The organism is Variovorax humicola, assembly GCF_037889915.1.
GTDB classification, from domain to species: Bacteria; Pseudomonadota; Gammaproteobacteria; order Burkholderiales; family Burkholderiaceae_C; genus Variovorax; species Variovorax humicola.
Genome location: NZ_JBBKZV010000008.1, coordinates 67,066 through 80,785, shown reverse-complemented (window position 1 = coordinate 80,785; position 13,720 = coordinate 67,066). Strand labels below are relative to the sequence as shown.

The 13,720-nt window shown below is 67.3% G+C and carries 13 protein-coding genes and 1 pseudogene; 8 read left to right on the top strand and 6 right to left on the bottom strand.

The genetic code is table 11. The annotated features are described in order from the left end of the window. The first annotated feature begins 2 nt into the window (after window positions 1–2). The 4 genes from WKW80_RS15620 (at window position 3) to WKW80_RS15605 (ending at window position 2,879) form a co-directional block, all read left to right on the top strand. On the top strand, window positions 3–908 hold the full coding sequence (locus WKW80_RS15620; RefSeq protein ID WP_340364486.1) for an alpha/beta fold hydrolase: 906 nt from the start codon (window positions 3–5) through the stop codon (window positions 906–908). Further along, window positions 905–1,762 (top strand): NADPH-dependent 7-cyano-7-deazaguanine reductase QueF, encoded by an 858-nt coding sequence (gene queF / locus WKW80_RS15615; protein WP_340364485.1) that lies wholly within the window; start codon window positions 905–907, stop codon window positions 1,760–1,762. The genes WKW80_RS15620 and queF overlap by 4 nt, the downstream gene beginning before the upstream one ends. 68 nt (window positions 1,763–1,830) lie before the next feature. Further along, complete coding sequence (locus WKW80_RS15610; protein ID WP_340364484.1) at window positions 1,831–2,202, top strand: response regulator; 372 nt, start codon at window positions 1,831–1,833, stop codon at window positions 2,200–2,202. Next, on the top strand, window positions 2,199–2,879 hold the full coding sequence (locus WKW80_RS15605) for a hypothetical protein (protein WP_340364483.1): 681 nt from the start codon (window positions 2,199–2,201) through the stop codon (window positions 2,877–2,879). The genes WKW80_RS15610 and WKW80_RS15605 overlap by 4 nt, the downstream gene beginning before the upstream one ends. Here the strand turns inward: WKW80_RS15605 and WKW80_RS15600 are convergent. Next, a complete protein-coding gene (locus tag WKW80_RS15600; RefSeq protein WP_340364482.1) occupies window positions 2,825–3,964 on the bottom strand; it encodes a DNA topoisomerase IB in 1,140 nt (379 codons plus the stop codon). The two genes, WKW80_RS15605 and WKW80_RS15600, sit on opposite strands and share 55 nt — an antisense overlap. 132 nt (window positions 3,965–4,096) lie before the next feature. Between WKW80_RS15600 and WKW80_RS15595 the strand changes: the two genes are divergently transcribed. Beyond that, window positions 4,097–5,140 (top strand): purine-nucleoside phosphorylase, encoded by a 1,044-nt coding sequence (locus WKW80_RS15595; protein ID WP_340364481.1) that lies wholly within the window; start codon window positions 4,097–4,099, stop codon window positions 5,138–5,140. Window positions 5,141–5,147: 7 nt separating this feature from the next. Here the strand turns inward: WKW80_RS15595 and WKW80_RS15590 are convergent, their stop codons facing one another. Together WKW80_RS15590 and WKW80_RS15585 are read right to left on the bottom strand one after the other, a co-directional pair. Continuing rightward, window positions 5,148–5,825 carry a TIGR02117 family protein gene (locus tag WKW80_RS15590; protein ID WP_340364480.1) on the bottom strand — a complete coding sequence of 226 codons (678 nt, stop codon included), beginning with the start codon at window positions 5,823–5,825 and terminating at the stop codon, window positions 5,148–5,150. A gap of 7 nt (window positions 5,826–5,832) precedes the next feature. Next, window positions 5,833–7,032 (bottom strand): Y-family DNA polymerase, encoded by a 1,200-nt coding sequence (locus tag WKW80_RS15585; RefSeq protein ID WP_340364479.1) that lies wholly within the window; start codon window positions 7,030–7,032, stop codon window positions 5,833–5,835. Window positions 7,033–7,218: 186 nt separating this feature from the next. Here WKW80_RS15585 and WKW80_RS15580 point away from each other — a divergent pair, with 186 nt between their 5' ends. The 3 genes from WKW80_RS15580 to WKW80_RS15570 all read left to right on the top strand — a co-directional run bounded on the left by WKW80_RS15580 (window position 7,219) and on the right by WKW80_RS15570 (window position 9,464). After that, the gene (locus WKW80_RS15580) at window positions 7,219–7,779 is read left to right on the top strand and encodes a putative glycolipid-binding domain-containing protein (RefSeq protein WP_340364478.1); all 561 of its coding nucleotides are present in this window, start codon (window positions 7,219–7,221) and stop codon (window positions 7,777–7,779) included. Between the two features lie 133 nt (window positions 7,780–7,912). Next, complete coding sequence (locus WKW80_RS15575; RefSeq protein ID WP_340364477.1) at window positions 7,913–8,764, top strand: class I SAM-dependent methyltransferase; 852 nt, start codon at window positions 7,913–7,915, stop codon at window positions 8,762–8,764. Between the two features lie 331 nt (window positions 8,765–9,095). Then, window positions 9,096–9,464: a hypothetical protein gene (locus tag WKW80_RS15570; protein ID WP_340364476.1), complete on the top strand. Its 369-nt coding sequence runs from the start codon at window positions 9,096–9,098 to the stop codon at window positions 9,462–9,464. 16 nt (window positions 9,465–9,480) lie between these two features. Here WKW80_RS15570 and WKW80_RS15565 read toward each other — a convergent pair. From WKW80_RS15565 to yccS, 3 genes and pseudogenes are all read right to left on the bottom strand, one after another. Further along, a pseudogene (locus WKW80_RS15565) lies at window positions 9,481–10,281 on the bottom strand (MFS transporter); the annotation flags it as partial. A 1-nt stretch (window position 10,282) separates the two neighbouring features. Then, window positions 10,283–11,440 carry an alpha-hydroxy acid oxidase gene (locus tag WKW80_RS15560; RefSeq protein WP_340364475.1) on the bottom strand — a complete coding sequence of 386 codons (1,158 nt, stop codon included), beginning with the start codon at window positions 11,438–11,440 and terminating at the stop codon, window positions 10,283–10,285. Between the two features lie 59 nt (window positions 11,441–11,499). Further along, window positions 11,500–13,710 (bottom strand): YccS family putative transporter, encoded by a 2,211-nt coding sequence (yccS, locus tag WKW80_RS15555; RefSeq protein WP_340364474.1) that lies wholly within the window; start codon window positions 13,708–13,710, stop codon window positions 11,500–11,502. Window positions 13,711–13,720: the final 10 nt, after the last annotated feature.

The following is a 13,720-nucleotide window of genomic DNA, read 5'->3' as shown; positions in this document are numbered from 1 at the left end:
AAATGAAACTCCAAGCAAACGGCATCCAGATCGAAGTCGACGACAGCGGCGCCGACGGCAGCCAGAACGAGCGCCCCGTGGTGCTCCTGATCATGGGCCTGGGCATGCAATTGATCGGCTGGCCGCCCGACTTCGTGCAGCCGCTGGTGGATGCGGGCTTCCGCGTGGTGCGCTACGACAACCGCGACATTGGCCTGAGCCAGGGCTTCGAGCATGCGGGCAAGCACAGCCTGGTGTGGCAGACCCTGCGCCAGCGGATCGGCCTGCGGGTGCGCTCGGCCTACACGCTTCAGGACATGGCCAATGACGCGCTCGGCGTGCTGGACGCACTGGGTGTTCAACGGGCGCACGTGATCGGCGCGTCCATGGGCGGAATGATCGCGCAGCGCCTGGCTGCCACCGCGCCCGACCGCGTGAGGAGCCTGACAAGCATCATGAGTTCGAGCGGTGCGCGCGGGCTGCCCGGGCCGCATCCGGAAATTGCCAGGAGCCTCATGCGTCGCCCGGCAGGCCGCAGCGAAGACGCGCTGGTGGACTTCAGCGTCGGTTTCATCAAGCTCATCGCGAGCCCGGCCTATCCTTACGAAGCTTCGGCCCTGGCAACGCGCGTGCGCACTGGCATCCGCCGCGCCTACCGGCCCGACGGCGTGGTGCGCCAGATGCTTGCGATCGGGGCCGACAGCGATCGGCCGACCGTGTTGTCCAGGATCAAGAGCCCGACCCTGGTGCTGCACGGCGAGGCCGACAAGCTGGTGCCCCTCGAATGCGGGCAGGACTCGGCCCGGCGCATACCGGGCGCGCGCTTCGTCACGATACCGGGCATGGGGCACGACCTGCCGCCACAGGTGTCGGCCATCCTGCTGGACCACATCATTCCCTTCGTGCGATCTGCGGGCGAGGCGCCATGACCCTTTCCAACACACCCGAGGAATCACAACTCGGCCGCCGGTCGGCCTACGTGGACCAGTACGACGCGAGCCAGCTGTTCCCGATCGCGCGTGCAACGCAGCGCGAGGCGATGGGCATCGTCGCCGGCGCGCTCCCGTTCTTCGGTGCCGACCTCTGGACCGGGTTCGAACTGAGCTGGCTCAATGCACGCGGCAAGCCCCAGCTGGCCATCGCGCACTTCACCATCCCGTGCGAAACGCCAAACATCATCGAAAGCAAGTCGTTCAAGCTCTACCTGAACAGCTTCAACAGCACGGTGTTCGCGAGCGCCGACGCAGTGCGCGACCGACTGCGCGCCGACCTGTCGGAAGCCACCTGGCGCGGCAGCGACCGCAGCGGCGGCATCGGCGTGCGGCTGGTGCTGCCCGATGCATTCGACCAGGAGCCGGTGCATGAACTCGACGGGCTCAACCTCGACCGGCTCGACATCGAGTGCGTGCACTACCAGCCCGCGCCCGGGTTGCTGAGCGCCGACCAGAACGAGGTGCACGTCAACGAGACGCTGAGCAGCCGCCTGCTCAAGAGCAATTGCCTGGTCACCGGCCAGCCTGACTGGGGCAGCGTGCAGATCCGCTACAGCGGCGCGCCGATCGACCAGGCGGGCCTGCTCGCCTACATCGTGAGCTTTCGCAACCACAACGAGTTCCACGAGCCGTGTGCCGAGCGCATGTTCATCGACATCTGGCAGCGCTGCAAACCGACCAAGCTCGCCGTGTACGCGCGCTACACGCGGCGCGGCGGGCTCGACATCAACCCGTTTCGCACCAGCTGGCCGCAAGCGCTGCCGGGCAACATCCGCACTGCGCGACAGTAGGCAGGTTCCTACAGCCGGCAGACGCTGGCGAGACGATACTGTCGATTCGATAAATCCCGGGGCCCGACGTGAACGTGTTGATCGTCGACGACAACGAATCTGCGGCAGATCTGCTGCAGGAATTGCTCTCGCTGCAGGACCACACGGCGCACTGCTGCTACACCGCGCAGCAGGGCCTCGACGCGGCTGCGGCCCGGCATTTCGACGCGGCGCTCATCGACCTGAGCCTGCCCGACCTGCCTGGCAGCGAAGTTGCACGCCAGTTGCGCAGTGGCGCAGATGGACAGTCGATGCTGCTGGTCGCGATTTCAGGCTACTCCGAGCAGGACGCGTCCGCCGCGCAGGCGCGTGCGTTGTTCGATCACTATCTGCAGAAGCCCATCGATTTCGACGCGCTCGACCGCATCCTGGCGGCGCCGCGCGCCCACGCTGCTGCATGAAGGCGTCGCCCAGCGCCCGCAGCTGGATCGCAGCCGGCGTCCGGCACGAGGTGCTTACGCGCGCCTTGCCGGCCTTGCGCCACGACATGGTGGCGCCGGTGTCTGTCATCCGCATGGGCCTGCTGATGCTCAAGCGCCAGGTTGCCGCGGATTCGATCGATGCATCGGCCTGCGCCGAGCGTGTCGAATTGGTGGAAAGCCAGTTGGGCGAACTCGTCATCGGCGTGCGTTCGTTGCGCGACTGGGAACTGGCCACCACCAGCGAAGGCATCACGCGCTCGGCGCTGGTGGCGCAGTGTGTCTCCCTGATGCGCGCGGCCTATGAAATGCAAGGCATCTCGCTCACAGTCGATCCGGCCCTGGCGTCGGCGGCGGATGAAATCCAATGGCCGCATGCGGCCGCGTTGCGCTACTTGCTGCTGGGCGCGATGGGGCATCTGCATGACAGCATCGAAGGGCTCGGCGCGATCAGCGTTGCGCCAGACGGCCCGCGCGTGCTGTGCCTCAGCGCGGTCGCCAGAGACGGCGCGGCTGCCCTGCCGGACGAAGCGGATGCCCACCGTGCGCCGCGCGCGCTGGCCATCGATGCCATCGCGCTGCAGAGCCTGGCGGACGACCTCGGCTATGCGGTGAAGCGGGACGACGCGACTTTGCGGCTCGACTTCGGCGCGGCCTGACGCGCATCGCGCGCCGCGCTGCGTCGTTGCCGCTGCAGGAATGCCAGCAGCCGCGCCTCTGCCGCCTGCAGCCGGCGCAGGCTCGTCGTGCGGCCTGCGATGTCTTTCCAGATGTCGTCCATCGCGCCCACGTCGCTCGCGAGCAAGCTGCCGAGTTCCAGCACGGCGGGGTGGACATACGCTTTCTTGCAGACCGCCGGCGTGTTGCCGAGTCTCGCAGCCACGGCCGCTAGGATTTCCTTCGCGCCGCAGCGTGCCGCGCCCGGCGTGCCGGATGTCTTGGCGCCGCAGGCCAGCCGGATGAGTTCCAGCGCCTGCACGGTGCCGTGCCATGTGCGGAAATCCTTGGCGGTGAAATGATCGTCGGGCACGGCTTCGCGCAGGTAGTCGTTGACGTCGGAGGATGACAGGCTGCGTGGCAGGCCGTCTTCGTCCTGGTACTGGAAGAGTTCCTGCCCCGGAAGTTGCTGGCAGCGCCGCACCACGCGCCTCACTCGGGGGTCGTCCACCTTCGCCTCGTGCATCACGCCGCTCTTGCCGCGAAAGCGCAGCGTCAGCGCATTGCCGCGCAAATCGGCGTGGCGGTTGCGCAGGGTGGTGAGTCCGAAAGAGCCGTTGCTGGTCGCATACGCCTCGTTGCCGACGCGCAGGAACGTGGTGTCGAGGAGGCGCACCAGCGTAGCCAGCACCAGCGTGCGCCTGAGTGGCTTGTCGCGCCCGGGCTGCAGGTCGCGCGCGACACGGGCACGGATGCGCGGCAGCGCGCGGCCGAAGGCTTCGAGCCGGTCGAACTTGGTCTGGTCCTTCAATGCGCGCCAATCGGGGTGATAGCGGTATTGGGTGCGACCGCGCGCGTCGAGGCCGGTTGCCTGCAGGTGGCCGTTGGGCAGCGGGCAGATCCACACACGCTCGTAGGCCGGTGGGATGGCCAGTTGCCGGATGCGCGCGATCTCGTCCGCATCCTCGAGCCACCTGCCTTTCGTGTCCCTGTAGCGGAATCCGGTGCCGGCCTTCACGCGGAGGAACCCCGGCATGTCCGGAGTGACGTAGACAAGGCGGGGCTGGGCGGCGGTCGAGTCGGGCATGAGGATTGCATCAAGGGGATACTTGCGGATGTGCCGCCGGCCGCGGCGCGGCGATGTAGGACGCGACAGGCGATCCAGGTGCGCGCCGGCCTGATCGATGCCGCCTTATCCCCGAGTCTCCCGGAGCCTTCGATGTCAAAACCCCTCCCGTCCCTCGCGCGCTGGTCCGCAATCTGCGCCTTCGCGGCTGCCGCAGCGCTTTCTGCCGGTTGTGCTTCCGGGCCTTCCGCGACGCCTACCACCGAGGCGATCCAGGTCAAGGTGTTCGTTGCGGCCATGTTCGAGATCGGCCAGAACACCGGCGACCGCGCCGGCGAGTTCCAGCACTGGTACGAGCGCTACTGGAAGGATGCCAAGCCGATCGCCGTGCCGGGCGCGCTGAAGCCCGTCTACTGCAATGCCGACGGCGTGTGCGGCTCGGTGCTTGGCATGGGCAAGGTGAATTCGTCGTCGTCGATGCAGGCGATCCTGCTGAACCCGAAGTTCGACTTCTCGAAGGCCTACTACGTGATCTCCGGCGTGGCCGGAACGCCACCGCAGCGCGGCACCATCGGCGAGGTGAACTGGGCCACCTGGCTGGTCGACTACGACCTCGGCCACCGCTGGGCGCCGGAGGAGAACAAGGCCGGCGAGCCGAGCTTCATGCCACGCAAGGGTTATGAGGAATACCGCCGCTTCCAGCTCGACCCGGCGCTCGTGGCCTGGGCGATGAAGCTCTCGGCCGACACGCCGCTGAAGGATGCCGAATCGGCCCGCAAGTACCGCATGCGCTACCCGGACGCGGCGGCGCGCCGTGCGCCCTTCGTTGGCACCGGTACGCACATGACCGGCGACACCTTCTTCCACGGTCCCGGCATGTCGAAGCAGGCACAGTACATCGCCAGGCTCTATGGCGCGGACGACTACGTGATCACCGAAATGGAAGCCGCCGCGATCACGCTGGTGATCCAGCGCACGCACGGCACCGACCGCGTGATGAGCCTGCGCGGCGCGGTCAACTTCGACCAGGGCAATCCGAAGGAGACCACGCTCCAGCACCTGGACCCGGCGCCCGGCGAAACAGCCGGCGGCTTTGCCGAGACCGTGGAAAACATCGAGCTGGTCGGCAGCCGCGTGGTTGATCACATCGTTGCCAACTGGCCGCAGTGGCAAGGCGGCGTGCCCGCCCCTCGCTGACGCGCCTTCAGGGAGTCACGGGCTGGAGATGCCGAACGACGGTGAAGTCGAACGGCGTCCAGCGGCTCACCGTAATGCCCGCTTCGCGCAGGCCGCGACCGGTCCAGGTATTGCAGGTATCAATCAGGTTGTAGCGGCCTTCGGCTTCGTAGAAGGCGTCGCTGTCGGTGTAGTGCACGCCGGTGACGGGCACGGCGCGGCCCTGCCTCAACGTGGCGCGCACATGGTTGACCAGCACGTCGTATTGGCGCTGCGAGAGCGGCATGCGGCGGGCCACCGTCTCGAATTCGGCGCGGCGCAAATAGGTCACGTGCAGCACGGAATCGTGGATGCCGGCCAATGCCCCGAGTGCGCGCGACACCGTCAGGTCGGCCCAGCGCGGGGTGTTCAGGTAGAACTCGCGGTCGCCCCAGCCGATGGCGATGTAGTCGGCGTCGGGCGGCAGGGCGCGGAAGTCGGCGGGCTTGAAGAGTTGGGACCAGTCGGTGCCGTGGCCGCGCAGCGGAAAGACCAAGTCGGTGTGCACGCCGTTGCTCAGCACCCATGCGTCGATCACGCGGTGTTCCGCGGGCGGCTTCGCGTTGGCAGGCCAGAACATCAGCGCGCTGGCGATGGCCACATAGACCGCGGCGGCCAGCACGGGTGCCAGCAACACCAGCGCGAGGTACAGGCCCGGGCGCCACATGCCTGCGTCAGAAGAGCGAGGCCGTCAGGGCGGTGGAGTCGGCATCGGCTCGCGCCTGCCTGCCGGCTGCCGGAGTGCCGCCGGCTGCGAGCGCGTCGTCGGCGCGCCTCAGCGTGCCCACGCGCACGCCCAGCAGGCGCAGCGGCCGCTCCAGCGGCACGCGCTTGAGGCATTGGCCCGCCACCTGGCGAATCGTCCTGCCGTCGGCCGTGAAGCTGCTCATGGTGTGGTCGCGCGTGGCGGTCCTGAAGTCGTCGTAGCGAAGCTTGATGCCGATGGTCTTGCCGACGTAGCCCTTGCGCTGCAAATCCTCGCCGACCTTCTCGCAGAGGTGCGTGAAGATCGCGCCCAGTTCGGCCCGGTCGCGTACCGCATGCAGGTCGCGGTCGAAGGTGGTCTCGCGGCTCATCGACACGGGCTCGCTCTCGGTGACCACGGGCCGGTCGTCGCGGCCCCAGGAGATCTCGTGCATCCATGCGCCGGTGGCCTTGCCGAAGTTGGCGACCAGCCAGTCGCGGTCTTTTGCGGCAATCTCGCCCACGGTGCGGATGCCGAGGCGCTCGAGCTTCGCGTCGGCCTTGGGTCCGATGCCGTTGACCTTGCGCGCGGCCAGCGGCCAGATCTTCGATTCGAGGTCGCTCTCGTGGACGATCGAGATGCCGTTGGGCTTGTTGAATTCGCTCGCGAGCTTGGCGATGAGCTTGTTCGGCGCCACGCCAATGGAGCAGGTCAGGCCGGTGGCTTGAAGGATCGACTTCTGGATCAGCCGCGCCAGCACGCGCCCGCCCTCGCGCTGGCCGCCGGGCACGCCGGTGAAGTCGATGTACACCTCGTCCACGCCGCGGTCTTCCACCACCGGCGCAATCTCGCGGATGGTGCTCTTGAACAGTCGCGACAGGCGCCGCACCTCGTCGAAGTCCACCGGCAGCACGATCGCCTGCGGGCACAGCTTGGCCGCCTTCATCATGCCCATTGCCGAGCCGACGCCGAACTGGCGCGCGGCGTAGGTGGCGGTGGTGATGACGCCGCGGCCGACGTAGTCCTTCAGCAGGGGAAAGGCCGCGACCGGCACCTCGTGCAAGGGCAGGTCGGCATGGTCGCGGTGGAGGATGTCGTCGACCTTGCGCCGCCCGCCGCCGATCACCATCGGCAAGCCCTTCAGCTGCGGATAGCGGAGCAACTCGACGGACGCGAAAAACGCGTCCATGTCAAGGTGGGCGATCCGGCGAATGGGCGGTGTGGAGGAGTCGGGGAGCGGCACTGCGGGCATTTTCGCGCGATGCCGGCCACGCTGTCAGCGCTGCGCGCCTGCAGCGCCGGCCCGTGGATTCGGCATGCGATGAATTGTGCTCTGCGTCTTGCGCTGCGCGATGCCTCAGGTCATCATGAACGCATGCAACCCGTCGCTTCCACACTCTGGCACCGACTTGATCTTCCAGGCCACGACGCCTGCCGCCTCGATCGCCAGGGCGACGCCTGGCAGCTCGATGGAACGGCCCTGTTCCGACATGGCGATGGCCGCATCGCGCAACTTCACTACCGGGTGCGCTGCGACAAGAACTGGCACACGCAATGGGGTACGGTGCGCGGGTGGATGGGCGGCAGCGCGATTGATTTTTCGGTGGCGCGCGGCGCGCATGGCGAATGGAAATTCAACGATGTTCCGGTGCCTGAACTGGCACACTGCGTCGACCTCGACCTCGGCTTCACGCCGGCCACCAACCTGATCCAGTTGCGGCGGCTGAACCTCAAGCCCGGGGAAGCGGCCGATGCGCCGGCCGCGTGGCTCGACGTGGAGGAGGGTGGACTGACCCTGCTTGCACAACGCTATGAGCGGCGTGACAACAGCAGCTACTGGTACCAGTCCCCGCGTTTCGAGTACGCGGACCTGCTGCACGTGACGGCAGAGGGCTTCGTGCACGACTATCCGCGGCTTTGGCTCGCGGAACGGTAAGTACGCGCGATCAGTTGCCGCGCAGTGCGTGTCGCGGCTCCCTGCTCCCGGGCGGGATGCAAACAATTCCCGCGGCAAATCCCGCAGCGCTCATCGAGCGCGGACGATGGCCCTCCAGCCAGAACAGGAAGAAATGAAGAGAACCGGACCCAGCCTCACGGCACGCGGCGTTGCGATGAGTCGCGCTGCCCATCAACTGCTCGATCGGCCGGTGGTCATGGAGGACCCGATCGCGGTGCCGATCATCGGCCAGGAGGACGCCGACCGGATTGCCCTGGGCGGGCGCTTCTTCGACAACGAAGCGGCGCGCGGGCTGCGCGCCTTCGTGGTGGCGCGCGCCAGGTTCGCGGAGGCCGAACTGGAGGCGGCGGTCAAGCGGGGCGTCGGCCAGTTCGTCGTGCTTGGCGCCGGACTCGATACCTTCGCCTATCGCAACCCATACAAGGCGACGCAGCTTCGCGTGTTCGAGGTCGACCATCCGAACACGCAAGCCTGGAAGCGCGAGCGCCTCGCGGAGGCCGGCGTAGAGGCGCCACCGTCCGTGCGCTACGTGGCCTGCGACTTCGAGCACCAGGACCTGGCGACTGAATTGCGGGCCGCGGGGTTCAGGCGCGATGCGCCGGCTTTCTTCTCATGGCTCGGCGTCTCGATGTACCTCGAGCACGAGGTGGTCATGGACATGATGACGTTCTTCAGGTCCTTGCCGGCGGGCAGCGGGGTGGTGTTCGATTACCTGGCGCCGGTCGAGAGCGTGGGTTTCCTGTGGCAGGTCCTGATCGGCATGGTGACCGCACAGCTCGCCTGGATGGGCGAACCGTGGAAGTCCTACTTCGATCCGGCCGAGCTTGTCGCGGCGCTGGAGGCGCTGCATTTTGCGCAGGTGAGCGACGTGGGGCCGAAGGAACTCAATGCCTTGTACTTCCCCGGGCGTTCGGACCAGCTCACGGCGGGCGGTCTCCAGCACATGATGACCGTTCGCGTCTGAAGGCGTCACGGCGATCCGTGCTTCGTGCATTTGTGTGCACTTCAAGCGACAGCAGGTGTTGTCACCCATTCAGAATAGTGAAACATAAGTTAACAATTAGGCGAACTCTTGGGGGCCAATCGCCATGAATGCATCTCGCTGGATCAGATCTGTCCGCCGCTACCTGAGCAGCCTCTGGGGTGCACCCCGAAAGCACAAGCCTGCACGGCCGGCGCCGAACGCGATGGCGTTCGCCGGTGGCCCGATGGCCATGCCGCCGCTACGTGCCGCGACGCCGACGCCTGGCCGTCCCGAGGCGTCCGCAGCGACACCAGCAGCGAAGCCGACACCCATGGCGATCCCGGCAGCGACAGCGCCCGTCAGGAAATCCGTCTCCGTGGCGCCGCCCGGATGGGACGACCAACTCCTCCAGCCCGCCCCCAAGGCGGAGGCGCCGAAGCCCGTGGCGGCCGCGGTCAAGCCGGTGGCCAATGCACCCGCCGTCGCCAAGCCGATGCGCTCGCTCGAAGAGGTAAGGGCTGACCTGGCGCGGCTGCGCAAGAACGCGAAGGAGCGCCACGCGCCGGTGCCCGTCAAGCGCGACACCCATTTCGAGCCGACCGACTTCCAGGAATTCGTCGTGCCGGAACCCCGGCCGGCCATGGACGGCTTTGCGCCGACGGCGTATGCGAGCTTTACCGTGCTGAAGCCGAATGGGTAGCGCAGGACGACCGCGGTCAGTGATCGTGGTGCAAGTAGCTCGCCTGCTTCGGCAAGCGCAGGCTGACCAGGAACGCGATGACCATCATGACCGTCACGTACCAGAAGAAGTCCGACTCGTGGCCCTCTGACTTCAGGCCAAGCGCCACATACTCGGCCGAGCCGCCGAAGATGGCGTTGGCCACGGCATAGGCCAGCCCCACGCCCAGGGCACGCACCTCCGCCGGGAACATCTCGGCCTTCACGATGCCGCTGATCGAGGTGTAGAAGCTCACGATGCCCAGCGCGACGATGATCAGCGCGAATGCCCCGAACGGGCCCGTCACGTGCTGCAGCGCAGTGAGGATCGGCACTGTCGCCAGGGCACCGAGGCCGCCGAACAGCAGCATGTTGCTGCGCCGCCCGATGCGGTCCGACAGCGCGCCGAACACCGGCTGCATGCACATGTAGACGAACAGCGCGCAGGTCATGATGTAGCTGGTGGTCTTGATCGGCAGGTGCACCGTGTTCACCAGGTACTTCTGCATGTAGGTGGTGAAGGTGTAGAAGATCAGCGAGCCGCCGGCCGTGTAGCCCAGCACCGTGAAGAATGCTGCCTTGTGATGTCGGAACAGGCCGGCCATGCTGCCGGCCTCCTTGTTGGCCCGGGCCTCAGCCGTTTGCGTCTCGTGCAACGTGCGGCGCAGGAACAGCGCAACGACCGCCGCGACGGCGCCGACCACGAACGGAATGCGCCAGCCCCATGCCTTGAGTTCGGCCTCTGTCAGCACCTGCTCCAGGATCACGATGAGCAGCACCGCCAGCAGTTGCCCACCGATTTCAAAACGTGCCGGGTAGCAGGATGCTCGAATCCACGTCGTCGATGCGCGTGCGGCCGCAGAACGCCATGGTGATGTCGAGTTCCTTGTGCAGGATCTGCAGCGCGCGGGTCACGCCTTCCTCTCCATAGGCGCCGAGCGCGTAGAGGAAGGTGCGGCCGATCAGCGTGCCGCGGGCGCCAAGGGCGCGGGCCTTCAGGACGTCCTGGCCGCTGCGGATACCGCCGTCCATCCATACCTCGATCTCGCGGCCCACGGCCTCGGCGATGGCCGGCAGCGCTTCGATGGACGACGGCGCGCCGTCCAGCTGGCGGCCGCCGTGGTTCGACACGACCAGCGCGTCGGCGCCGCTGGATGCGGCAAGGCGCGCGTCTTCCACGTCCATGATGCCCTTGAGGATCAGCTTGCCGCCCCAGCGCTTCTTGATCCATTCCACGTCGGCCCAGCTGAGCGACGGGTCGAACTGCTCGGCGGTCCATGAGGAAAGCGATGAGAGGTCGCCCACGTTCTTCGCGTGGCCAATGATGTTGCCGAAGCTGCGGCGCTTGGTGCCCAGCATTCCCATGCACCAGCGCGGCTTGGTCGCGAGGTCGATCAGGTTCCTGAGCGTGGGCTTGGGTGGCGCCGTCAGGCCGTTCTTGATGTCCTTGTGGCGCTGGCCGAGCACCTGCAGGTCGAGCGTGAGCTGCAGGGCCGAACAGTTGGCGGCCTTCGCGCGGTCGATCAGGCGTTCGATGAAGTCGCGGTCGCGCATGACGTAGAGCTGGAACCAGAACGGATGCCCGTTGGTATTGGCCGCGATGTCTTCCAGCGAGCAGATGCTCATGGTCGACAGCGTGAACGGAATGCCGAAGGCCTTGGCCGCCTTCGCGCCGAGGATCTCGCCGTCGGCATGCTGCATGCCGGTCATGCCCGTAGGGGCGATGGCGACAGGCATCGCGAATTCCTGCCCGAGCATGGTGGTTCGGGTCGTGCGGCCCTCGATGTTCACGGCCACGCGCTGGCGCAGCTTGATCTTCTGGAAGTCGCTTTCGTTGGCGCGGTAGGTACCTTCGGTCCAGGCACCGGAATCGGCGTAGTCGTAGAACATGCGCGGCACGCGGCGCTTGGCGATCACGCGCAGGTCTTCGATGCAGGTGATCTTGGAAAGGTCGGGCACGTCGCGGTCTCCTGGCTGGTGTAACGGTACAGCCGGCATTATCGGCACGCGAGTCGAATTCAGTGTGCGACGAGCGACAGTGCGGCCTGGTGCAGCGGGGTAAGTTGGCCGTGGATCAGGCGGAGCTGTTCCGCCACCAGGCGTTGCAATGCATCGGCGGCATCGGCCGAGCGGGTGTCGTCGGGCGCGTTGCCTGCGGCCGGCGCGAGCCTGCCGCTTGCGGCCGCGTTGTTTTCCGCCGGTGCAAGGCCGTCGCCACTGTGCGCCTTGCCTTGCGCGAGATTGCCGCCCAGCGACTGCAGGAGGGCCGCAACCTGCTCGGCATCGGCCAGCAGCGCGGCAGAGCGTTCTCCCGCAGCCAATGCTTCGCGATGCGCGCCCAGCCCCGAGAGGTAGTTGAGAACCGTGTGCGAGTGCACCAGGAATCGCAGGCCGCGCTCGCCTTCGTCGGCGCGCCTGCCGGGCTCGGTCATCAGGTTGCCCAGGGCCGTCGAGAGCGCGGCATCGGCGTTGTGCGCGTTGCGCCGCGCGAGCCGGTAGGCCAGGTCATCGACGCGGCCGTCGCGGAACTGCCCTGTCAGCGCGCGCAGGTAGTTGGCCAGTGCGGCCAGCGCACGGCCGGCCAGCGCGTCGAGCCGGCGGCCCTGCCAGTCGGGCAGCACCAGGAACACGGCCGCGCCGGCCAGCGCACTTCCGATCAGCGTGTCGACCATTCGCGGCACGATCAGCACTTCGCCGTCGCCGGTCTGGTTGAAGCACATCAGCACGACCAGCGTCATGGAGGCCGTGGCGATGGTGTAGCGCGTGGTCCGCATGCTGAAGAACATCACGCCCGCCACCACGGTGAACATCGCCTGCAGCAGCAGGTTCGGGAAGAGGTCGAACAGCGCCCAGCCGATCGCCAGGCCGATGATGGTGCCGGCCACGCGCTGCACCATGCGCTGGCGGGTTGCGTTGAAGCTGGGCTGGCAGACGAAAATGGTGGTCAGAAGAATCCAGTAGCCCTGGTGGGCGTGGATCGCGCGCATCAGGCCATAGCCTGAGGCCAGTGCCAGGCTGAGCCGCAGCGCGTGCCGCAACAGCGGCGACGAGAGGCGGAACTGCTCGCGCACGCGGCCCCATGCATCGCGCCACGAGCGGGGCGTGCGGTCGTACAGCGCGCCGTCGTGCGCACCGAGTTGCGCCTCCGGATGGCTTGCGCCTGCAAGTTGCGCGTCGAGCGTGGCAAGGTTGTCGGCCAGCGCTTGCAGCGAGGCCAGCAGCGCGGCCCATTGCGGTTCCTGGCGGGCTTCGAGGTGCGCGATGGAACTGCGCAGGTCCAGCAGCGCGGTCGAGCCCTTCTGGCCCTTGACGAACGGCACGCGCAGCAGGATGGCGCGTCCCAGCTCGCCGCAGGCACGCCCCTGCACGCGCAGGAGCCGCTGGCAGCGAAACAGCACGTCGCTGTGGAAGAAGGCGTCGATCAGCGCGTCATAGGGATAGTGCGACGAGCTCGCCCGCTCGTGGATGTCCTGCGCGATGAAGTAGAGGCCGAGGTACTGCTTCATGCGGCTGCTGGAACGCGTCGCGTCGATGCGGTTGAAGATGCTTTCCTTGGCCTGGTTGAGCGCCATCACCACGCGGCCGCTTTGCTGCGCGAGTTGCAGGCGCCGCACCTCGCCCTGGTCGTCGCGCACGGGTTCGAACAAGGTGGACTTGAGCCGCAGGTACGCCTCCAGTTCGCGCATCACCAGCGCCAGGTTCTGTTGCACCGGCTGGTGCACGAACAGCGCGCACCAGACCACCGACAGCAGCCCATACCAGCCGGCGCCGGCCAGCAGCAACGCCGGCTCGAGCCAGAAGGCCTGGCCCGCGTCGCCGCGCTGGTCCATACCGATGGAGGTGTACAGCGCCAGGATCAGCGTCGCGTACCCGATCGCCTGGTAGCGGCGGCTGACGGCGCCGAGCATCGTGAGCGTGAACGTGACCAGCATCAGCCCGACGACGAACAGCGCGCGATGTGCGAACGCGGCCTGCACCGCAAACGCCACGGCTGCAAAGCACACCAACGTCAGCAGCAGCGCCCGGGCCCGGCCGCGCCAGTTGTCGTCGGTCTCGGCCAGCGCGCTGGCCACCACGCCAAGAAACAACGGCACCACGAGCGGCATGCGGTCCAGCGACCAGCAACCCGCCATCAGCACCGAGAGGGCAATCGCCACGCGGATGCTGTAGGCGAAGCTGTTGAGCGCCCACAGGCGCCGCATCGTGGAGGAGAGATTGAGGGAAAACATGGTCGTCCGC

Bases quoted from the DNA above. Each gene is read 5' to 3' on its own strand.
- yccS (WP_340364474.1), bottom strand. From the start codon at position 13,710: ATGTTTTCCCTCAATCTCTCCTCCACGATGCGGCGCCTGTGGGCGCTC.
- WKW80_RS15570 (WP_340364476.1), top strand. From the start codon at position 9,096: ATGGCGATCCCGGCAGCGACAGCGCCCGTCAGGAAATCCGTCTCCGTG.
- WKW80_RS15590 (WP_340364480.1), bottom strand. From the start codon at position 5,825: ATGTGGCGCCCGGGCCTGTACCTCGCGCTGGTGTTGCTGGCACCCGTG.
- WKW80_RS15620 (WP_340364486.1), top strand. From the start codon at position 3: ATGAAACTCCAAGCAAACGGCATCCAGATCGAAGTCGACGACAGCGGC.
- WKW80_RS15600 (WP_340364482.1), bottom strand. From the start codon at position 3,964: ATGCCCGACTCGACCGCCGCCCAGCCCCGCCTTGTCTACGTCACTCCG.
- WKW80_RS15585 (WP_340364479.1), bottom strand. From the start codon at position 7,032: ATGGACGCGTTTTTCGCGTCCGTCGAGTTGCTCCGCTATCCGCAGCTG.
- WKW80_RS15605 (WP_340364483.1), top strand. From the start codon at position 2,199: ATGAAGGCGTCGCCCAGCGCCCGCAGCTGGATCGCAGCCGGCGTCCGG.
- WKW80_RS15595 (WP_340364481.1), top strand. From the start codon at position 4,097: ATGTCAAAACCCCTCCCGTCCCTCGCGCGCTGGTCCGCAATCTGCGCC.
- WKW80_RS15575 (WP_340364477.1), top strand. From the start codon at position 7,913: ATGAAGAGAACCGGACCCAGCCTCACGGCACGCGGCGTTGCGATGAGT.
- queF (WP_340364485.1), top strand. From the start codon at position 905: ATGACCCTTTCCAACACACCCGAGGAATCACAACTCGGCCGCCGGTCG.
- WKW80_RS15580 (WP_340364478.1), top strand. From the start codon at position 7,219: ATGCAACCCGTCGCTTCCACACTCTGGCACCGACTTGATCTTCCAGGC.